The organism is Paraburkholderia edwinii (assembly GCF_019428685.1).
In the GTDB taxonomy this organism is placed as follows: domain Bacteria; phylum Pseudomonadota; class Gammaproteobacteria; order Burkholderiales; family Burkholderiaceae; genus Paraburkholderia; species Paraburkholderia edwinii.
Map to the genome: position 1 here is coordinate 709,092 of NZ_CP080096.1, position 19,678 is coordinate 728,769.

Consider the following 19,678-nt stretch of genomic DNA (forward strand, 5'->3'; position numbering starts at 1 on the left):
CGATGAGCGAACCGGTCGACCAGCATTCACGCGGAACCGTTGCGCCTTTGAAAGGCGCGCTGATCGGTTGCGGATTCTTCGCGCGCAATCATCTGCATGCATGGCGCGATATTCGCGACGTGCAACTCGTTGCGCTCTGCGATGCGGACGAAGTGCGCCTGCAAGCGGCAGGCCGCGAGTTCGGCATCGAACGGCTCTACACGGATGCCGCGGCGCTGCTGAAAAACGAGCGTCTCGATTTCGTCGATATCGCGACGACCGTGGCGAGCCATCGGCCACTTGTCGAACTTGCGGCGTCGGCCGGTGTCGCGGCGATCTGCCAGAAGCCGTTCGCGAAGACGCTCGACGACGCCTACGCGATGGTCGATGCTTGCCGCGAAGCCGGCGTGCCGCTGATGGTGCATGAGAATTTCCGCTGGCAGAGTGCGATTCAGGCGGTCGGTAAAGCGTTGCGCAACGGCGAAATCGGCGCGCCGTTCTGGGGCCGCGTGTCGTTTCGCTCGGCATTCGACGTATTCAGCGGGCAACCGTATCTCGCGACCGGCGAGCGCTTTATTGTCGAAGACCTCGGCATTCATATTCTCGATATCGCGCGGTTTCTGTTCGGCGACGTCGTACGCCTTAGCGCGACGACCAGAACCGTGAACCCCGCGATTCGCGGCGAGGATGTGGCGACGATCCTGATGAGCCATGAGGGCGGCGTGACAAGCGTTGTCGATTGCAGTTATGCGACGCGTTTGCCGCACGAGCATTTTCCGCAAACGATGATTGAAGTGGACGGCTCGAAGGGCACGTTGCGTCTTTTCGCGGATTATCGGTTACAGGTTCATACCGCGACAGGCACCGATGAACGGCATGTCGCGCCGCCGACGCTTGGATGGGCGAGCTCGCCGTGGGAAGCGATTCAGGGCAGCGTGCTTGCCATCGAGCAGCACTGGGCCGAGTGTCTTAGGCGCGGCGTGGAACCGGCGACGAGCGGGCGCGACAATCTGCGTACGCTTGCGCTTGTCGAGGCAACTTATCTGTCCGCGCGTGAAGGGCGCAGTGTCGCGTTGTCCGAACTCGAGCGTTCGCCGGCTCAAATGGAACGCGCGCACGCGCAGTGGGTGGCGTCATGAAGGCCGCGACCGCGATGCTCTACTACGGCACGGCGCGAAGCGTGCCTGACGCGCGGCAATTGGCGGCGGGACCCTGGAAGGTCTCGTTGATAGACGGCGCATTGCACGCTATCCACTATCAAGACATCGAAGTGATTCGCGCCGTTGCCTTTCTCGTGCGCGACAAGGATTGGGGCACGTGCCGCCCCACGGTCAAAGGCATCGAAATCGACGAGACGCAGGATGGCTTTCGCATTTCCTATCGCGCGCAGTGTGTAAATCCTGATGGCGACACGCTCGGCTATTCACTGTCGATCGACTGTACGGCACACGGCGCACTCACGTTACGTGCAAGCGCGACCGCGAACACCGCGTTTCTGACCGCGCGTTGCGGCTTTTGCGTGCTTCATCCGATCGACGGCGTGGCCGGTGCGCCCGCGCGTGTCGAACACAGCGACAGCACCGTCGAACAGGTGTCGTTTCCGACTCTGATCGATCCGTGGCAGCCGTTCAAGGACATCCGGTCGATCGAACATGATTTAAGCGGGACGCTCGGCTTGCCGATCGCCGTGCGCTGCGCATTCACGGGCGATGTGTTCGAAATGGAGGACCAGCGCAACTGGTCCGACGCGTCGTTCAAGACGTATTCGCGGCCGCTTGAATGGCCGTGGCCTTATACGCTCGAAGCGGGTGCGACTATCGAGCAGTCGGTTACGCTGACGGTCGATGCGAAGGCGGTGCGCGTAAGCGAAGCTCAAGAAGCGCACGAGGCGCGTATAGATTCGCCAGCGCCTCAACTGTCGGGCGCGCAGACGATCAGGATCGATCTGGATGCGCAAAGCGACAGGAACGACGAAACAATACCCGCACTCGGCGTCGCGATCGCTGCTGACGAAGCCGACATCGCACTCGCACACCTCGCGCTGCTTGCGGAACTCGCTCCGCAACAACTCACGTTTAGCTTCGATCCGCTCGCCGGCCACGGCACTCGCGAACTCGAACGATTTGCCGCGCTGCAACGCGGATCCGGCATTCCGGCGGTGCTCGAATACGCGTTGCCCGGCGTCGATACGCCGCGCGCGGAAATCGAAACCTTGGCGGCGCAAATCGATGCTGCAAAGCTCGCATTGACAGGCATCGTCGTGAGTCCGTCGGTGCATCGCCAGTCGAATCCTCCGGGCAGCATCAGTCCACCGTGTCCCGCGCTCGACGAGGTCTATCGTGAGGCGCGCCGCGTGTTCGGATCGCTGCGTCTGGGCGGCGGGATGCTTAGCTACTTCACCGAGCTGAACCGCAAGCGCCCGCCGCTCGAACTCGTCGACTGGGTGACGCATGCGACTTGCCCGATCGTGCATGCCGCCGACGATCGCGGCGTGATGCAGACGCTCGAAGCGATACCGCATATCACGCGCTCCTGCCGTGCGCTGATCGGCGCGCAGCCGTATGCAATCGGCCCGGTATCGATCGGCATGCGGCAAAACCCGTATGGTTCGCGCGTCATGCCGAACCCGCGCGGCGAGCGGATCGCGATGGCGGAGCGCGATCCGCGACAGCGTGCGTTGTTCGGCGCGGCGTGGCTCGTGGGTTATGCAGCGGCGTTGGCCGGTGCGCGGCTCGAAACGTTCACGTTAGGCGCGCTGACAGGCGCTCGCGGCCTGGCGGATGTCGTTGGCGCGGCGAACCGGACGAACGTTACTAGCGACAAAAGCGATGCAGACGGCGCGATCGGCGCTGACAACCTGCGCCTCTATCCAGCCTTCCATGTGGCATACGCACTGGCGCAAATGGCCGGCGCAACGCGCCTGCATTGCGCGCATGAATCGCGCGCTATCGCCTGCATGGCAGCCCGCGACGTTCAAGGCCGCGTGCACCTGCTACTCGCAAACCTGACCGACTCCGCCCGCACGGTAAAGCTCGACACAGGCGTCAAACAAATCAGCGAGTGGCACGTGACTCGCATCGACGAGAACTCCGCGCTCGACATCGAAACCGCGTCGATCGCCACTCAAGCGATATCGCTTTCGCAGCCGGTCACGCTGCCGCCGTTCGCGTGCCTCATTGCCGTATCCGAAGCGGCGGAAACATATAAAGCGTCGAAATAAACCGGCACACCACGAACCCCCAGTAAGGAGAGAGCACGATGAAAGAGAAGATCGCCCTGTTTGGCGCCGGCGGAAAGATGGGCTACCGCCTGACGCGCAACCTGCTCAAGTCGGACTACCGCGTTTCGCATATCGAAGTCAGCGAAGCCGGCCGCAAGCGCTTGAAGGATGAACTGAACGTCGACTGTGTGCCGGTGGATACCGCGCTCGACGGTGCACAGGTTGTGATCCTCGCGGTGCCTGACACCCTGATCGGCAAACTGAGCCACGACATTGCGCCGAAGCTCGCGGCAGGCACGATGGTGATGACGCTCGATGCAGCGGCGCCGTTCGCCGGCCATTTGCCCGACAGGCCCGACCTCACGTATTTCGTCGCGCACCCGTGCCATCCGCTGATTTTCAGCGACGAGACCACGCCTGAAGCACTGCACGATCACTTCGGCGGCCTGCACGCAAAGCAATCGATTACGAGCGCGCTGATGCAAGGCCCCGAATCCGCATTCGATCTCGGTGAAGACGTCGCGAAGACAATCTACGCGCCGATCCTGCGTTCGTATCGTCTGAGCGTCGATCAGATGGCGATTCTCGAGCCGGGCCTTTCGGAGACGGTCTGCGCGACGCTGCTCTACGTGATGCGCGAAGCGATGGATGAAACCGTGAAACGCGGTGTGCCCGAGCAAGCGGCGCGAGATTTCCTGCTCGGCCATATGAACATCCTGAGCGCGGTGATTTTCAACGAAATCCCCGGCGCGTTTTCCGACGCGTGCAATAAGGCGATTCAGTTTGGCAAGCCGCGGCTCATGCGCGACGACTGGAAGAACGTGTTCGATCGCGCGGAAATCGCCGAAAGCATTCGCCGCATTACCTGATGCCTGCAGTACGTGGCATTTCGCACCCGCACGTTCGCGATTGCGACGTTTCCGATTTCGAAGCTTAAGTCGCTTCCGTAGATACCGAATAGAGGCTTGTACTGTGAGCGAACGCATCCACGCTACCTACTGGCTCGAAACCGGCGACGATCCGCGCCGCGCCGCCGACGTAATCGCCGGCGAGCAGTCGAGCGGCACTTTCGTCGCGCTGCCGAACGAGACGCCCGAACTGAAGGCGCGTTCGGGCGCGCGTGTCGAGCGGCTCGAGGTGATCGAAACTGTCGGCGCGCCGAGTCTGCCCGGCGGCATGCGTGCGGACCGCTATACGCGCTGCACGCTCGAACTGTCGTGGCCGATCGAAAATTTCGGGCCTTCGCTGCCGAACCTGATGTCGACGATCGCGGGCAATCTCTTCGAGTTGCGTCAGGTGTCGGGGCTGCGGCTTACCGGGCTGATGCTGCCGCCTTCGTTTGCCGCTGCGTATGAGGGGCCGGCGTTCGGTATAGAAGGCACGCGGCGCCTGACCGGCGTGACGCATGGGCCGCTGATCGGCACGATCATCAAGCCGAGCGTCGGGCTCTCGCCGGAAGAAACGGCGCAGCAGGTGCGAGAGCTCGTGGAAGGCGGCATCGATTTCATCAAGGATGACGAGCTGCAGGCCGATGGCCCACATTGTCCGTTCGACGAGCGCGTGAAAGCGGTCATGCGCGTCGTCAACGAGCATGCGGATCGTACCGGCAAGAAGGTCATGGTGGCGTTCAACCTGACGGGCGAGCTCGATCAGATGCGTCGGCGTCACGATCTCGTGCTCGAACACGGCGGCACGTGCGTGATGGTCGTGCTCAACTCGGTGGGCCTCGTCGGCATGCATGAGTTGCGACGTCACGCGCAGCTGCCGATTCACGCGCATCGCGCCGGATGGGGTTATCTGTCGCGCAGCCCTGAACTCGGTTGGGACTACGCGCCGTGGCAAATGATCTGGCGCATGGCCGGCGCCGATCATATGCACGTGAATGGGCTGCGCAACAAGTTCAGCGAGCCCGATGCAAGCGTGATCGCCGCCGCGCGCGCCGTGCTTGCGCCGGTGATGCCGCGAGCCCCGATGCCCGCCATGCCGGTCTTCAGCTCCGGGCAAACGGGTCTGCAAGCGGCGGACACGTATGCGGCGATCGGTTGTGCCGATCTGATCCACACGGCCGGCGGCGGCATTTTCGGCCATCCGCAGGGCGTCGCGGCAGGCGTCGAAGCGTTGCGCGAAGCGTGGGTTGCAGCGATCGAAGGCGTGCCGCTCGACCAGCATGCTGCGAGGCACGAGCCGCTGCGTGCCGCCCTCGATTTCTGGAAATGAGCACGCAATATGGCCGCTGACGCATCGTCGAATGCAGCGCTCCCCGCCGGCTTGCTGCTTGCCTACTATGGCGACGACTTCACCGGATCGACCGACGCGATGGAAGCGATGACGGCCGCCGGCGTGCCGACGGTGCTCTGTCTCGACACGCCGACGCCCGCACTGCTCGCGCGTTTTCCCAACGTGCGCTGCGTCGGCCTCGCGGGTTCGTCGCGCGGGCGCAGTCGCGCCTGGATGCGCGACGTGTTGCCGTCCGCGTTCGCAAGCCTCGCGGCATTAGGCGCGCCGATTCTGCAATACAAGGTGTGCTCGACATTCGATTCGTCGCCGGAAATCGGATCGATCGGCGCCGCGATCGACATCGGTGTCGATGCGATGCGCGCGCGCTGGTCGCCGATGGTGATCGGCGCGCCGCGCCTCAAGCGCTATCAGATGTTCGGCAATCTGTTCGCGGCGGTGAATGGTGTCGGTTACCGGCTCGACCGACACCCGACTATGGCGCGTCATCCGGTTACGCCGATGGATGAAGCGGATTTGCGCCTGCATCTGGGCAAGCAGACCTCAAGGCGCATCGAGCTTGTCGATATGCTGCAACTTCGTGCAAACGAAGGGTCGAAGCGTGTCGCAGCGCTTGAAGGCGACGACAAGCCGGTCGTACTAATCGATGTGCTCGACGACGAAACGCTCGCCACGGCCGGGCAACTCGTATGGGAGCGGCGCGGCGAGGGCGTATTCAGCGCATCGTCGTCGGGTTTGCAGTACGCGCTTGCCGCGCATTGGCGCGCGCGGGGCTGGCTGCCCGTCGCGCCTTCTCTGCCTGTAGCGCGACCAGCCGATGTCATCGCTGCAGTGAGCGGCAGCTGTTCGCCGGTTACAGCCACGCAGATCGCGTGGGCGCGTGCAAATGGATTTCACGTCGAACGGCTCGACCTGCGCCGTGCGCTCGACGCTCAAACAGCAAATGCGGAAATCGAGCGCGTGGTGAGCGTATCCGCGCAAGCCGTGAGCCGCGGACAGAGCGCGCTCGTTCATAGCGCCGAAGGCCCCGAAGATCCGGCCGTGACCGGCTTCGATGCGATCGCGAAAGAGGCGGGGCTCACTCGTCACGACGCGGCACGCGATGTCGGCCGCGCACTCGCCGAAGTGATGCGCACGCTGCTCGATCGTGTCGATATCAAGCGCGTTGTAGTCGCGGGCGGAGATAGCTCGGGCGAAGTCGCAAGCACGCTCGGCATCGATGCATTGAGCGTCGCGGCAGGCCTCGCGCCCGGCGCGCCGTTGTGCCGCGCGTGGTCGTCGCAGCCGCGGCGCGACGGGCTCGAAATCGTGCTGAAGGGTGGACAGATGGGCGGCGCCGGATTTTTCGGCGACGTGAGGGAAGGCCGCATCGTCTAACAAGGCATCGATAGTCGCAACACGCCGACGACAATCGGCCTATCAACGCATGAACGTGTATGGTAATGTCATCACACCAGAGACCAGTTGATTGAAGCAGGATTGCAATGGGCGAGATCATCCCGCGCCGGAAACTTTACCAGGAAGTCGTGGATCGACTGATGGAGCGCATTCGCTCGGGTGAAATCGGGCCCGGCGCGCAACTGCCGTCGGAGCGCGAGTTGATGGAGATCTACGGCGTTGGGCGGCCCGCGGTACGCGAGGCATTGCAGACGCTCGAGCGTTCCGGCATCGTCGAGATTGCGCATGGCGAACGCGCGCGCGTCGTCGTGCCGACTGCGGACCGTCTGCTCGGGCAAGTGGCGAGCGGCGCGATGCATCTGCTGCGCACGCACCCCGACATGCTCGAGCATGTGAAGCATGCGCGCCTCTTCCTCGAAACGGGCACCGCACGTATGGCCGCCGAGCGCGCGACCGAAGAGGACGTTGCGCGGCTGCAGGCGAGCATTGCCGAGCATCGCGCGTCGATGGTCGATCTCGAAGAGTTTATCGAGCGCGATATGGCGTTTCACCGCGAGATCGCGAGGATCAGCGGCAATCCGATTTTCCCGTCGATCGTCGAAGCGCTGTTTCGCTGGGCCGGCGAATACTATCGGCCGATGGTGCGCGCGCCGGGCGCCGAGGAATTGACGCTGGCGGAGCATCAACGCATTGTCGACGCGATTGCGAAAAATGATGGTGATGCGGCGGCCGATGCGATGAGTGCGCATTTGACGCGTGCGAACGATCTCTATCGGACCTTGGGCACATAGCGTCGCTTCCAGCGACCCGCCCGGGCAGTTAGAGGGCTAGTGTGCTCGTATTCAGATTTGCCCTTGCGTGCCGCCTTATTGGTGGCTCAATGCTCGCCGGCCGGGGTGAAATGGCGCATTGGCCTTCCAAAGAAACATCATGCGATGCTGAGCCGCACAGCGTCTTAAGGACCAAAAAACGGCACACAAAAACTGGCGGGCCCCGTGCACCCCGGTTCCCAGTTCGCATTCGGGCGCTGCGCCGGCGCACCCGTACCACACGCGGCAAGCTGCAGTAGCGCGCCGGCGGCGAGTAGCGCCACGATCGCGCGCAAAAGATGCGTTTTCATTGAATAGACCCATGCAAAGGGGCCGCGTCGAGCGGATGGTCGATGGTCATGATTGTCTCGCTTGTGGCCCGGCATTGAGCCACATCACGCTTTTCGTGCCAATTCGGGAAAAACTCCCGCCCCATTTCGTTGTCAACACACGATGCAATGCCCAAACTGATTGAGGGGCGCGTGGTCGCCTGCATGCTGCTGCGCGTCAATCGGGCCGCGGCATAGCGCCTGCAAGTCCTCGCTCCAAGAACAACCGGTGGAGACATTCAAATGCATCGCACAACAAAAAGCGCGCATGCCGCGCTATTCGCAGTGACCGCGTTCGCCGCGGCCACCGCTTACGCCTCCGCGGCGCCAATCGCCTACGTGACGAGCGAGACGAACGGTGTCGGCATTATCGATCTCGGCAATATGTCGCTCGAAAAAACCATTTCGCTCGGCAAGGACGGCCCGCGCGGCCTGAGCCTCACGGCGGACGGCAAGCGTCTGCTTGTGGCGGCCAAGACCGGCGAACTGATCGCGATCGATACGTCGACAGGCAAAGTGGTCGATCGCGTGAAGATCGGCAAAAACCCTGAGTTCGTCCGCGTGCATCGTGGCTACGCCTACGTCACCTACGAGCCCGGCGAAAGCGGTCCGCCGCCTGAAGCGCTACAAGGGGGCGCAAAGCCCGCGCAGCAAGGCGAAAAGCAGGCGGGCAAGGGCCACGACGATGACGACGACGCAAATAGCCCGCCGGCCGAAATTGCCATCGTCGACCTGAAGACGATGAAGGTGCTGCGCTCCGTGAAAAGCGGCCACGAAACCGAGGGCGTCGAATTCTCGCCGGACGGCCACGAGATGCTCGTCACCAACGAAGGCGACGATACGGTGTCGGTCTATCAGACGGGCACGGGCAAGCTGTTGCGCACGCTGAAACTCGACGCCGGCTCGCGTCCGCGCGGCATCAAGGTGTCGCCGGACGGCAAGCAGTACGTCGTCACGCTCGAAAACACGGGGAAATTCGTCGTACTCGATGCAGCGAGCTTTAAACCGGTGAAGACCGTGGACACCAAGCTCGGCCCCTATGGCGTCGCGTTCGATCCGACCGGCAAGCATCTGATCGTGGCGGCGGCGCGCGACAAGACGCTGCAGGTGTTCGACGCGAAGACCTACGCGCATGTCGCCGACGTGCCGGTCGGTCAGCGTTGCTGGCATTTCAGCTTTACGCCGGACGGCTCGAAACTGCTGCTTGCGTGTGGCCGTTCGAATGCCGTTTATGTGCTCGATGCGTCGAATTATCAGACGGTCGGCCAGATCGGCAATCTGCCGCTCGCGTGGGGCATCGTCACGTCGCCGCCGAGCTCAGGTTCGATCGAATCGGCACGGTAACGGGCGAAAGCCCATCAAGCATCGATTGTTTCGCGGGCGGCGTAACGCATTACGCCGCCCGTTGCATTTTCATCAGCAGACCGGTACGGCGCCGCATCAATCCCACTGATACCGCATCCCGACCCAGAACCCGCGCGGCGCGCCGAGCCCAAGAAACTGCTCGTTCGTGACGTCGTCGGGCGAGAATGTATGGTTTGGCCCGTTGAAGAAGTTCTGGCCGAGCACCGCGAACGTCGCATAGCGCTTGTTCAGCAGATTCTGGATCGAACCGAATACCTGGAAGTGCTTCGTGACGTTGTACGTCGTATCGAGGTTGATGAGGAAGTACCCAGCGAGCGTGCCGTTTATATCCTGATTGTCCTCGTCGCCGCGCGCGAAGATATTGCTGCGGTAGACGAGGTTCGTGCCGATGTTCCATTGCGGCAGCGCCTGATAGTCGAGCCGCAATTTCACCGTGTTTGCCGGAATACCGGGAATACGGTCGCCTGAGTGCACGGTGATATTGCCGTCAGCGTCGGCGCTTGAGTTGCTCGCACTGTTTTCGGTCCACGTCGAGCGGTAGGTCGCGTTCACATAGCTATAGCTCGCCGCAACGCCGAGCGGCCCCCACTGCGTGCGCCCTGCCAGTTCGAAGCCTTGCCGGCGCGTCTTGCCGACGTTCTGGAAAAAGCCGAGCGTGCTCGACGCGCCGTTGCTGCTGATGAACTGGATATCGTCGTCGAGCGTCGTGCTGAATGCGGCTGCACTCCATTGTGTATGGCTGCCGATCCGCCCGCGCGCGCCGACCTCGAATGTCTTCGATATCACGGGTTTCAGCGACGGGTCCGCGATGAAATCGTTCGGCAGCGAGCACGGCGCGGCCGGATCCGCACACGCGAGTTCGATCGACGTCGGCGTGCGCATCCCTTCGTTATACGTAAAGTACGCGGTGAACGACGAGGTCGGGTTCCAGTTGATGCCGACCGCAGGGTTGAAGCGCGAGAACGTGTGATTGCCGTCGAGCAGCGGCTGAATGCCGCTTTCGTCGCCGATTTTGGCCCGCGCCCAGTTATAACGGCCCGCAACCGTCATCGACCATTCGTCGGTGAACGAGAACGTATCGGTAAAGTAAATGCCGTAGTTTTCGTTGCGCGTTTTCGCGTCGGTCTGCTGCACGAAGGGACCGTCGGCGATCGTCGCGCGCGTGTCGGTGAAGAACGCGTTCTGCTGCGATTGCGTGAAGTGCGTGTTCGCCAGGTCGGCGGCCGCGCCCACGGTGAACTGGTTGTTCTTGCCGAAGAGCTTTTGCAGGAACGTCGCCTGGAGGCTCGCGCCGTAGCTGTCGGTCACGATCACCGACTGCGCGTTCGTTGCCGGCGGTTCGTCGTCGTCGTCCGGATCGAAGTCGTCGTTCACGTTGCTGCTTGTGTTCACGTTGCGGTAGTGCCGGTAGTACGCATTGCCGGTGATTTCGATGTCGGGCGTGAAATAGTGCGAACCGTTGATGGTCAGATAGCCGAGCTGGTTTTCGTTCGTGTCCGGAAACGTGTAAGCCTGAGACCAGTTGCTGAGAAACGATCGCGGAATGGTCTGCGAGCCGTTCAATGTGTTGTCGGCGCCGCCCATCGAAACCGAAATCGTCGTCGACGAATCCATGTAGCGCAGCTTGCCGAACGCTTGGCGCAAGCGGCTTGAGTTGTGATCGGCCCAGCCGTCGTCGTTCGTGATGTTGGCGGTGAAGTAGTAATCGAGGGGCGAATCGCCGATCACGCCGCCTTGCTGGATCTGCGCGAGCTTGCGGCCCCACGAACCGCCCTGGATCTCGGCTTCGCCGCCCGGATTCGAGCGGCCGTTTTTCGTCGTGATCGCAATTGCGCCGCCCAGTGTGTTCAAACCGAAGGTCGGGTTCGAGCCCGGAATGACCTGCACGGTCTCGATGGCGGCCTGCGGAATCAGATCCCAGTTCACGACGTCGCCGAACGGCTCGTTCACACGGACACCATCGAGAAACACCGATAGCCCCTGCGGCGTGCCGAGCACCGGCGACGCGGTGAAGCCGCGATAGTTGACGTCGGCCTGCCACGGATTGCCCTGCGCATCGTTGAGGTCGACGCTTTGCAGGTTGTTCGCGAAGTAGTCGGTCAGCGTATGCGAGTTCTGCTGGACGATCTGGCTGCCGCGGATCGTCTGGACGTTGGCCGGCACGAGTTGAATCGGCGTGCCGATGCCGACCAGCGGTGTCGTGCCGATGACGAGAATATTCGGGAGTACGGTTTCCTGGTCGGACGACGCCGGAGCGTTTTGCGCCGTCTGCTGTGGCGTGTTCCCCGCGGCATTGTCCGAAGGAGCCGCCTCTGTTTGCGCGTCGGGCGCTCCCTCTGCTTGCCCCAACATTTGGCCCTGTGTTTGACCTTGCGCTTGCCCACTAGCCGCCGCGTCGGCCGTGCCCACTGAACTTTCCGTCTGTGCCCACGAAGCCGCCGCCATGGCGGCCAGCACGGCGGCAACGGAAAGCCGCAGCGCAACTCGGGGTTTTAACGCCTGCACGCACCGCTTTTTGCGTGGCATCGTTCTCATCGTCAGCGTCTCCATATGCTTTTTCTTGTATGCAGGCGATAGAAACCGGTTGTGCCCGCATCGATATGCATCGGTGCATGCACCGTGCTTCGCATGCTTCAAGCGTCGCACAGGCGTGCGCAAATGCACCCGGGAGGATTTCCCGAAACTTTCAGGAACCCTTCCTGAACGTCAGGATTCCGATGCGCGGGCCACCCGTTCGATGAGTAGAATGCGTTTCTGAACCCACCCGACACAGCGATGCATCCCGTGAAAATGGTTCGCTCAGACGTGTCAAGGTCGTCCTCGTTCCGCTCCGCTACGTGGCGCGATTTCGCCTGCGTGCTCGTGCTGACGCTCGTTACTGCGGTGCTGTGCTCGATGTTCGACGTCAGCGAGCTCGCCTATCGCTGGACGCGCAGCGCCGAGCGTTTCCAGCTCGACGAATTGCCGGTTACGGTTTCCGTGCTGGCGGCGGGCCTCACGTGGTTCGCGTGGCGCCGCTACCGCGAATCGCAGCGGGAATTGAAGCATCGGAAGATGCTCGAAGAACAGGCCGAGCGGCTGCTCGCCGAGAACCGGCGGCTCGGAAGCCAGGCGATCGAGGCGCAGGAAACGGAGCGCCGGCATCTCGCGCGCGAGTTGCACGACGAACTCGGTCAGTATCTGAACGCGATCACGCTCGATGCGGCGCGCATCCGCGATTTATCCGCGGCGCGTGAGCCGGAAATTCACCATGCGTCGCTAGCGGTGATGCAGAGCGCGAACTTCGTCTATCGGCAGATCGGCGGGATGATTCGCAGGCTGCGCCCGATCGGCCTCGACGAGCTCGGTTTGCTCAGTGCGCTCGAGCATTGCGTCGACGGCTGGCGCGAGCGCTTGCCGCATGCGTCGTTCGCGCTGGCGGCCGATGGCGATTTCACGGGCCTCGCTGATGCGTTGAATATCACCCTCTACCGGCTCGTCCAGGAAGCTTTGACAAACGTGTCGAAGTTCGCGCGCGAATCGCGCGTGGAGATTTACCTGGTCCGCACGCCGGCCGACGGTGAGCGGCACGGCGAGATCGTCGTGACGATTGCCGACAATGGCCCGGGTATCGATTTGCAGCAGCCGCGCGCGGGGCTGGGGTTGGTCGGCATGCGTGAGCGCGTCGAATCGCTCGGCGGCGAGTTTCATATCGCGAGCCAACCCGGAGACGGGTTTATGTTGTGTGCGCGTCTACCGATTCAGGCGGGCGCGTCTGAACCGAACGGCGCGCCGCGTAGCCGCGATCAGAGCGCCGATCCTAATGGCGACCCTAATGGGGCTCCAAGCGCCGACCCAAGCGATGAACCCACCGCGCCGCCCGGCGCCGTCAGGTCGGAGAACTGAAGTCCAAGCCGGCTTGCCATCTGCGCGAGCTGCACGCCATTGTTCGCACCGAACTTCTGACGAATCGCCGATTGATGGTTCGCCACGGTCTTCTGGCTGAGCCCGAGCCGCTCTGCGATCACCGGCAGCGTAAAGCCTTGCACGAGCAGCCGCAGCACCTCGAATTCGCGCGCCGAAAGCTGGCGTCCCGGCGGCCCTTCGTTGAACATCGTGCGCATCGCGAGCGTTTGCGACACGTCGGTGCTCAGATAACGCACGCGGCGCGCGACCGCGCGCACCGCTTCGACGAGCACATCCGGTGCGCTCGCCTTAGTCACATAGCCGCTCGCGCCGGCGTCGAGTGCGCGGCGCACAAAGAGGCTTTCTTCGTGCACGCTGAAAATCAGCACGCGTGCATCGGGCGTGCGCGCGAGCATGCGGCGCATCGCTTCGATGCCGCTCGCGCCGGGCAGCGCGAGATCCATCACCACCACATCCGGTTGCAGTGCGCAGAAGCGCTGATACGCCTGGGCCGCATCGCCCGCTTCGCCGGCAACGCGTACGTCGGGGCTCAATTCGAGCAGACGTCGATAGCCTTCACGCACGACGGCGTGATCGTCGACGAGCAACACGGAGATATCGGTGGTGGTCATCTGCGCGCTCCCTGATCGTTGCTTTTATGGGTTGCGGTTGCGGTTGCGGCCGTGGGCGGCTGCGACGTTGAAGGCTCGCCACTGAGCCGTCGCGAATTCGCGTCATTGCGGAAAACAACCGGCTGCTCATCAGGCGCAAGCGCGGCGCCGCGCTGCGCCGCCTCGCGCACCACCCGCACGACCGATTCGTGATGCGGGGACTTGTCGCATACAGGGTCCGCATTTGCCGCGTCATGCGTGAGCAGATACGCCTGGCAGCGGCAGCCGCCGAGGTCGCGCGTTTTCTCTTCGCAACTGCGGCACGGCTCCTTCATCCAGTCGAAGCCGCGAAAGCGGTTGAACGCGTCGCTCTCGTACCAGACGTCCGCCATCGACATCTCGCGCACATTCGGGAACGTGAGCCCCGGCAGCGAGCGCGCCGAATGACATGGCAGCGCGGCGCCGTCCGGCGCGACGCCGAGAAACACCGAACCCCAGCCGTTCATGCAGCGCTTCGGCCGTGTTTCATAGTAGTCAGGCACGACAAAGAAGATCTTGCAGCGGTTGCCGATTTCCTTGCGGTACCGCTCGACGACCGCTTCCGCTTCCTGCAGTTGCTCAGCCGTCGGCATCAGCTGTGCGCGATTCGTATGCGCCCAGCCGTAATACTGCGTATTCGCGAGTTCGAGATATTCGGCGCCCATCGCAAGCGCCATATCGATGATCTTGTCGACGTGCGGCAGGTTGTAGCGGTGCAGCACGCAGTTGAGCACCATCGGAAAGCCATGCGCCTTGATCGAGCGTGCGACGCGGTTTTTCAGGTCGAACGTGCGCGTGCTGCTGAGAAAGTCGTTGAGTTCCTGCGTCGAGTCCTGAAACGACAGCTGGATATGGTCGAGGCCGTTTTCCTTCAATACGCCGAGACGCTTGTCGGTCAGACCGACGCCGGACGTGATCAGGTTCGTGTAGTAACCGAGCTTGCGTGCTTCGGCGACGAGTTCTTCGAGGTCGTCGCGCATCAGCGGCTCGCCGCCCGAAAAACCGAGCTGCGCGGCGCCGAGCGCGCGCGCTTCGCGCAGCACGCGCAGCCATTCCTCCGTAGTGAGCTCGTTCTGCTGCGCGGTGTAATTCACCGGGTTGTAGCAGAACGCGCAGTGCAGCGGGCAGCGGTACGTCAACTCCGCGAGCAGCCACAGCGGCGGCGCAATGCCGGACCGCGCGGTGTGCTCGGGCGCATGCTGCGCCGCAACCGAAAGATCAGTCATGCTGAGTGCTCCAGCCAGCCGCGCGCGAAGGCATGGGCGATAAACGCCTCCACTTCGGGCGCGATGCCGGTCGCGTTAAAGCTGCGTTCAAGGTCGCCGACGATCGCCGCGACGTCGTGTGCGCCGTCGCAGCGCTTGAGAATTTCCGCGGCGCTCTGGTTCAGTTTCACCATACCTTCTGGATAGAGCAATACGTGCGCATCCTGGGCCGGCTCCCACTGCATGCGAAACAGCTTGTTCAGTTTGGGCCGCGCGGCCGTATCGAGCGGTGCGCCGGAATTCGAAGCGGAGTTTGGATCGTTCGTTTCGCTCATGTCGGAAAGGCCTTTTCGATTGCGTCCAGCATGGTCCACAGAATGTCGAGCTTGAATTGCAGAATCTCGAGCGCGCGCTCCTGCTGCTCGCGCGTGCGGAAATAGTCGAGTGTGACGGCGAGCCCATGTTCGACATCACGCTGCGCCAGCGAAATGCGCGAACGGAAGTAATTGAGGCCCGGCGATTCGATCCACGGGTAATGCGTCGGCCACGTCGACAGACGGTCTTTATGGATCTGCGGCGCGAAAATCTCGGTGAGCGACGAACACACCGCTTCCTGCCACGGCGCGCGGCGCGCGAAGTTCACGTACGCGTCGACCGCGAAGCGCACGCCCGGCACCACATGTTTGAGCGACCACAATTCATCGCGCGACAGACCGACAGCGTCGCCTAAACGGGCCCAGGTTTCGATGCCGCCTTCGTCGTCGCCATAGCCGTCATGATCGAGAATGCGCAACACCCAGCGGCGGCGCGTTTCGCGGTCCGGGCAGTTCGACAGAATCGCCGCGTCCTTGAGCGGAATATTGATCTGGTAGTAGAAGCGGTTCGCCACCCAGCCGCGAATCTGCTCGCGCGAGCAACCGCCGCTATTCATCTTCACGTTGAACGGATGATGGATGTGATACGCGCGGCCTTTCGCGCGCAACTGTGCTTCGAACTCCTCGCGGCTCCATGCGGCGCCGGCATCGGGTGCCAGTGATGTTGCGGGTGGTTCGGGTGCGCGTGTCGCGCTCGTACTGTTCATCGAAGCGTTCCTTTGTGTCGTGTTCGACGGCGCTTGCGCCGTCTCGTCTATCAAAGTCACCGGTTCAAAAATCAAAGTTCGAACGTCATGCCGTCGCGGGCCACTTCGATGCCGTGCTGCGTCAGCGTGCGGCGCTCGGGTCCGTTGTCGACCAGAATTGGGTTCGTGTTGTTGATATGGATCAGCACCTTGCGCGCGCCGGGGCGATCGAGCCCGTCGAGCACATCGATCATGCCGCCCGGACCGGATTGCGCGAGATGACCCATATCGGCCGCGGTTTTCTTCGACAGACCCAGGCGGATCATCTCGTCGTCGGTCCACATCGTGCCGTCCACGAGCAGGAGGTCCGCGCGGCGCATCGCATCGCGTATGTGCGGTTCGAGCGCGCCGAGACCCGGCGCATAGAACGCGCGCTTACCGGAATCGGTGGCCGTGAGCAGCAGGCCGATGTTGTCGCCGCGCTCCGGCGCGTTGCGATGCGGCGAGTAGGGCGGCGCTTTGCTCGACAGCGGCAGCGCTTCAATGCGCACGCCGGGCAGAGCGGGAATTTCGAGCGGCGCGTCGTCGAGCGCGATCGTATGCCGTGTGACGCCGCAGTAGTGCGACAAAATCTGTGTGACCGGAAAGCCAGTCGACAGGTCCTGCCACACGGCATCCGTTGCATAGATCGGCAGCCGCGCGCTGTTTTCGCGCAGCATCAGCAGACCCGTGACGTGATCGATCTGCGCATCCATCAGCAGCACCGCGGCGATGCCGGTATCGCGCGCCTGACGCGCAGGCTGCAGTTCAGGGTTCGCCGCGAGTTGGGCGAGGATGTCGGGCGATGCATTGATCAACAGCCACGACACGCCATCGACGCTGACGGCCAGCGACGACTGCGTGCGCGGCTCTGCCGCGATCGTGCCATTGCGTACGCCGCTGCAATTGCCGCAATTGCAATTCCATTGCGGAAAACCACCACCCGCCGATGAACCGAGAACCCTGATTTTCATTCCGCTTTCCGCCGTTCGTTGTGTCTTCAACCAGCTGCAAACGTCATACCTATCAAGGTAGCATTCTCCGCATCAGTCCGTCTTTGTCGACTAGCTGATGCTTGAGTGCACCCGCGATATGCAACACGATTAGCGCGATCAGAATCCACGCGCTGATCTCATGAATCGTGAACCAGAAGTGGCGCAGCCCTTTGTCGTCCCAACCCCACTTCGGCAGCAAAATGCCCCAGAAACGGGTGCCGTATGTGTTGAACGACGAGCCGAGATAGCCGGTCACCGGCATCACCACCATTGCGACGTATAAAAGACCCTGCGTTGCGCGCGCGGCGGCGCGTTGCCACGCTCGCATCGGCGGCAGCGGCGGCCTGCCGTAGACCGTACGGACCACGATGCGTAACAGCACAAGCAGGAAAATCGTCAAGCCAAGCGACTTGTGAAAGTTGATCAGCGATGCCTTGAAGGGCAGACCGCGCGGCAAGCCGACCATATAAAGCCCGATCGCGATCATGGCGATGATGGCAATGCCGATCAGCCAGTGCAGCGCGATGAGCGGCCGCGAGTAGCGTGGTTCGCTTGCGGCGCGGTCCGTGCGTGTCGCCTCGCTCGTATGCGTTGCGTTCATTTTTGCTCCCAGCGGTATAGCTTTGTTCTTGACTACTTGGGCACACTGCAGGGCGCCTGGGTTCATTCCTCAGTGTGCACCCTCGCTGCCCGTGTGTGCGATCAGCAATTCCCCGCGTCCGTCCACGGCGAGGTCGCCCGACAGGCGGCGCGGCAGCGTGCGCGAATCGAGCGTAAAAAACGGTGCGAGTGCGGCGTTTCCCGATGCGGCGCCTGTTGCCGCAAACGGTTCGCGTAACGCAGCCAGTGCGCGCACGAACAGCTGCCAGAACACATCGAAGCCGCGGCCGCCTTCGGTGAACGTGGGCGGTACATGCTCGGGCTCGCGTAGCAGCAACAGCGTGCCGCGCCGCATTCCGTACGCATGGTGAGCACCGATACGTCCTGCTACGCAAATTGTTCCGGCAACTAGACGTGAGGCGGCAAAATCTCCCGCGTCGCCGCCGACCAGAACAAAGCCGCGCCGCATTCTGTCGCCGAGGCGTGCGCCCGCATGGCCGGCTATGGCGAGCGTGCCGCCTGTCATGCCTTCGATGTCGCCAGGCAACGCGCCGGCAGCAAAATCGCCGGTGTTGCCGGCCACCGTCAGTTGGCCGCCGCGCATCTCGCAGCCGGTAAACACGCCCGCGTTGCCGCCTATCTGCAATGCGCCGCCGGTCATGCGGAAGCCTGCGTAGTCACCTGTGGCGCCTGTCGCACGCAGGCGACCTTCGGCAAGATGCGCGCCGACGCGGTCTAGCCACGGCGCATCGCCTTCGATAACCAACGCAGGCTGATCGTCTTCAACACTGTCGCTGCGCGACACGTCGAACAGGTCGCCGGCCGCGCATGTCACGTTGCCTGCGTGCAGCACGGTGCGCGCCACCTCGTCGGACGATTGAGTTGCGAGCGCGACCGGCAATAACGCCGAACCGTCGACGCGAAAACCGGGCGCGGCTTTCACGCGCAGCGTCGTCGTCGTGCTCATGGCTTGCTCCCGATCGACGCCGCGAGCTCGCGCAAATGGAAGTGATACGGCCCGAGCTTGCCGCCGTAATTCCCCGCTGAAATGCGCAGTACGCCGCCCGCGTTCGAGGCGGCCGCCATCCCCGCCGTCATCGCTGCGCCGACGTCGGCGTCGGTCAGCCCGTCGATCACGATTTCGAGCACGCATCCCACTTCGGCCGTGAGCTCGGTGCGCTTCGCCACGCCGATCAGCGTCGGGCAGAACGGATCGTTGGTGGACGCCACCGCGCCCGCATATTTCGACCCGATCTTCGAACCCGAACGCACGACGCCGCCCGGAAACGGCGTAATCACATTCGGCAATTGATGCATTGCGGCAACCGCGGCTTCGGCGGCGGCGAGCGCATGATCGGTATCGCGCGCGAGCAGCAGAAGGTTGCCGCCGCCGACCGCCTTGACCGTTACCGCCGATTCTTCAGCGACGAATTCGCCGTCCATCACGGGCACGCGCCAGTAGCGCGTGTCGCCGAGCATCTTCGCAATCTGCCAGCCGTCGCCGAAAAAGCGCAGCGCGCCGCCGAGCGGCGCGAGGTCGGACAGCGGCGCGCGGCTCGTTTGCGGATCGATGCCGCTATAGACGGCAGTGGTCGGGCATGTCAGCACGCATTGGCCGACGCGCCGCATGATTTGCTTCGCAAGTTCCTTCGACGACACCGCGAACATCAGCACGGCGATACCGGGCCGCCCGTCGGGCGTGTCGGCTGTGTCGATCTCACGCTCGATACCCGCTTCGCAACCGCAATCGATTACCGACGTCGCAAAGCCCGACAGCGACTGCGCCGCCGCGCGTGCCCACGCGGGCGTATGCGCGGTGATGACGAGCCGCGTCGCCTTCATCGGGAAGGCTTCCGCAAACGTGTCGTCGATCAGGGTGCCGTTGATCTGCATCGTTCGCTCGCTTGTT

17 protein-coding genes are annotated in these 19,678 nt (G+C 63.1%); 8 read left to right on the forward strand and 9 right to left on the reverse strand.

Annotated elements, in window-relative coordinates:
- The first annotated feature begins 2 nt into the window (after positions 1 to 2).
- From KZJ38_RS24870 to KZJ38_RS24900, 7 genes are all read left to right on the forward strand, one after another.
- Positions 3 to 1,118 carry a Gfo/Idh/MocA family protein gene (locus KZJ38_RS24870; protein WP_219802396.1) on the forward strand — a complete coding sequence of 372 codons (1,116 nt, stop codon included), beginning with the start codon at positions 3 to 5 and terminating at the stop codon, positions 1,116 to 1,118.
- Positions 1,115 to 3,199 (forward strand): D-apionate lactonase, encoded by a 2,085-nt coding sequence (apnL, locus tag KZJ38_RS24875; protein ID WP_219802397.1) that lies wholly within the window; start codon positions 1,115 to 1,117, stop codon positions 3,197 to 3,199. Before KZJ38_RS24870 ends, apnL begins: the two co-directional genes overlap by 4 nt.
- A gap of 38 nt (positions 3,200 to 3,237) precedes the next feature.
- Complete coding sequence (locus tag KZJ38_RS24880; protein WP_219802398.1) at positions 3,238 to 4,068, forward strand: phosphogluconate dehydrogenase C-terminal domain-containing protein; 831 nt, start codon at positions 3,238 to 3,240, stop codon at positions 4,066 to 4,068.
- A gap of 103 nt (positions 4,069 to 4,171) precedes the next feature.
- Positions 4,172 to 5,416: a ribulose-bisphosphate carboxylase large subunit family protein gene (locus KZJ38_RS24885; protein WP_219802399.1), complete on the forward strand. Its 1,245-nt coding sequence runs from the start codon at positions 4,172 to 4,174 to the stop codon at positions 5,414 to 5,416.
- A gap of 9 nt (positions 5,417 to 5,425) precedes the next feature.
- Positions 5,426 to 6,811 carry a 3-oxo-isoapionate kinase OiaK gene (oiaK, locus tag KZJ38_RS24890; RefSeq protein WP_219802400.1) on the forward strand — a complete coding sequence of 462 codons (1,386 nt, stop codon included), beginning with the start codon at positions 5,426 to 5,428 and terminating at the stop codon, positions 6,809 to 6,811.
- Between the two features lie 107 nt (positions 6,812 to 6,918).
- A complete protein-coding gene (locus tag KZJ38_RS24895) occupies positions 6,919 to 7,623 on the forward strand; it encodes a transcriptional regulator NanR (protein WP_219802401.1) in 705 nt (234 codons plus the stop codon).
- A gap of 590 nt (positions 7,624 to 8,213) precedes the next feature.
- Positions 8,214 to 9,314 carry a beta-propeller fold lactonase family protein gene (locus tag KZJ38_RS24900; protein WP_219802402.1) on the forward strand — a complete coding sequence of 367 codons (1,101 nt, stop codon included), beginning with the start codon at positions 8,214 to 8,216 and terminating at the stop codon, positions 9,312 to 9,314.
- Positions 9,315 to 9,410: 96 nt separating this feature from the next.
- Here the strand turns inward: KZJ38_RS24900 and KZJ38_RS24905 are convergent, their stop codons facing one another.
- Complete coding sequence (locus KZJ38_RS24905) at positions 9,411 to 11,870, reverse strand: TonB-dependent receptor (RefSeq protein WP_425518411.1); 2,460 nt, start codon at positions 11,868 to 11,870, stop codon at positions 9,411 to 9,413.
- Between the two features lie 240 nt (positions 11,871 to 12,110).
- On the opposite strand from KZJ38_RS24905, the gene KZJ38_RS24910 reads away from it, so the two are divergent.
- On the forward strand, positions 12,111 to 13,220 hold the full coding sequence (locus KZJ38_RS24910; RefSeq protein ID WP_425518412.1) for an ATP-binding protein: 1,110 nt from the start codon (positions 12,111 to 12,113) through the stop codon (positions 13,218 to 13,220).
- Here the strand turns inward: KZJ38_RS24910 and KZJ38_RS24915 are convergent.
- The 8 genes from KZJ38_RS24915 to fhcD all read right to left on the reverse strand — a co-directional run bounded on the left by KZJ38_RS24915 (position 13,121) and on the right by fhcD (position 19,662).
- A complete protein-coding gene (locus KZJ38_RS24915; protein ID WP_246641989.1) occupies positions 13,121 to 13,852 on the reverse strand; it encodes a response regulator in 732 nt (243 codons plus the stop codon). The genes KZJ38_RS24910 and KZJ38_RS24915 overlap by 100 nt on opposite strands.
- The gene (gene pqqE, locus KZJ38_RS24920; protein ID WP_219802405.1) at positions 13,849 to 15,096 is read right to left on the reverse strand and encodes a pyrroloquinoline quinone biosynthesis protein PqqE; all 1,248 of its coding nucleotides are present in this window, start codon (positions 15,094 to 15,096) and stop codon (positions 13,849 to 13,851) included. The genes KZJ38_RS24915 and pqqE overlap by 4 nt, the downstream gene beginning before the upstream one ends.
- Positions 15,093 to 15,410: a pyrroloquinoline quinone biosynthesis peptide chaperone PqqD gene (pqqD, locus tag KZJ38_RS24925; RefSeq protein WP_219802407.1), complete on the reverse strand. Its 318-nt coding sequence runs from the start codon at positions 15,408 to 15,410 to the stop codon at positions 15,093 to 15,095. Before pqqD ends, pqqE begins: the two co-directional genes overlap by 4 nt.
- The gene (gene pqqC / locus KZJ38_RS24930; protein ID WP_246641990.1) at positions 15,407 to 16,156 is read right to left on the reverse strand and encodes a pyrroloquinoline-quinone synthase PqqC; all 750 of its coding nucleotides are present in this window, start codon (positions 16,154 to 16,156) and stop codon (positions 15,407 to 15,409) included. Before pqqC ends, pqqD begins: the two co-directional genes overlap by 4 nt.
- A gap of 71 nt (positions 16,157 to 16,227) precedes the next feature.
- Positions 16,228 to 17,148 (reverse strand): pyrroloquinoline quinone biosynthesis protein PqqB, encoded by a 921-nt coding sequence (gene pqqB / locus KZJ38_RS24935; RefSeq protein ID WP_219802408.1) that lies wholly within the window; start codon positions 17,146 to 17,148, stop codon positions 16,228 to 16,230.
- Between the two features lie 52 nt (positions 17,149 to 17,200).
- On the reverse strand, positions 17,201 to 17,770 hold the full coding sequence (locus KZJ38_RS24940; protein ID WP_219802410.1) for a cytochrome b: 570 nt from the start codon (positions 17,768 to 17,770) through the stop codon (positions 17,201 to 17,203).
- A gap of 69 nt (positions 17,771 to 17,839) precedes the next feature.
- Positions 17,840 to 18,736, reverse strand: a complete 897-nt coding sequence (locus KZJ38_RS24945; protein ID WP_219802412.1) for a formylmethanofuran dehydrogenase subunit C — start codon at positions 18,734 to 18,736, stop codon at positions 17,840 to 17,842.
- Positions 18,733 to 19,662: a formylmethanofuran--tetrahydromethanopterin N-formyltransferase gene (gene fhcD, locus KZJ38_RS24950; protein WP_219802413.1), complete on the reverse strand. Its 930-nt coding sequence runs from the start codon at positions 19,660 to 19,662 to the stop codon at positions 18,733 to 18,735. The genes KZJ38_RS24945 and fhcD overlap by 4 nt, the downstream gene beginning before the upstream one ends.
- Positions 19,663 to 19,678 lie beyond the last annotated feature (16 nt).

Bases quoted from the DNA above. Each gene is read 5' to 3' on its own strand.
- KZJ38_RS24870 (WP_219802396.1), top strand. From the start codon at position 3: ATGAGCGAACCGGTCGACCAGCATTCACGCGGAACCGTTGCGCCTTTG.
- apnL (WP_219802397.1), top strand. From the start codon at position 1,115: ATGAAGGCCGCGACCGCGATGCTCTACTACGGCACGGCGCGAAGCGTG.
- KZJ38_RS24880 (WP_219802398.1), top strand. From the start codon at position 3,238: ATGAAAGAGAAGATCGCCCTGTTTGGCGCCGGCGGAAAGATGGGCTAC.
- oiaK (WP_219802400.1), top strand. From the start codon at position 5,426: ATGGCCGCTGACGCATCGTCGAATGCAGCGCTCCCCGCCGGCTTGCTG.
- KZJ38_RS24895 (WP_219802401.1), top strand. From the start codon at position 6,919: ATGGGCGAGATCATCCCGCGCCGGAAACTTTACCAGGAAGTCGTGGAT.
- KZJ38_RS24900 (WP_219802402.1), top strand. From the start codon at position 8,214: ATGCATCGCACAACAAAAAGCGCGCATGCCGCGCTATTCGCAGTGACC.
- KZJ38_RS24905 (WP_425518411.1), bottom strand. From the start codon at position 11,870: ATGAGAACGATGCCACGCAAAAAGCGGTGCGTGCAGGCGTTAAAACCC.
- KZJ38_RS24910 (WP_425518412.1), top strand. From the start codon at position 12,111: ATGCATCCCGTGAAAATGGTTCGCTCAGACGTGTCAAGGTCGTCCTCG.
- KZJ38_RS24915 (WP_246641989.1), bottom strand. From the start codon at position 13,852: ATGACCACCACCGATATCTCCGTGTTGCTCGTCGACGATCACGCCGTC.
- pqqE (WP_219802405.1), bottom strand. From the start codon at position 15,096: ATGACTGATCTTTCGGTTGCGGCGCAGCATGCGCCCGAGCACACCGCG.
- pqqD (WP_219802407.1), bottom strand. From the start codon at position 15,410: ATGAGCGAAACGAACGATCCAAACTCCGCTTCGAATTCCGGCGCACCG.
- pqqC (WP_246641990.1), bottom strand. From the start codon at position 16,156: ATGAACAGTACGAGCGCGACACGCGCACCCGAACCACCCGCAACATCA.
- pqqB (WP_219802408.1), bottom strand. From the start codon at position 17,148: ATGAAAATCAGGGTTCTCGGTTCATCGGCGGGTGGTGGTTTTCCGCAA.
- KZJ38_RS24940 (WP_219802410.1), bottom strand. From the start codon at position 17,770: ATGAACGCAACGCATACGAGCGAGGCGACACGCACGGACCGCGCCGCA.
- KZJ38_RS24945 (WP_219802412.1), bottom strand. From the start codon at position 18,736: ATGAGCACGACGACGACGCTGCGCGTGAAAGCCGCGCCCGGTTTTCGC.
- fhcD (WP_219802413.1), bottom strand. From the start codon at position 19,662: ATGCAGATCAACGGCACCCTGATCGACGACACGTTTGCGGAAGCCTTC.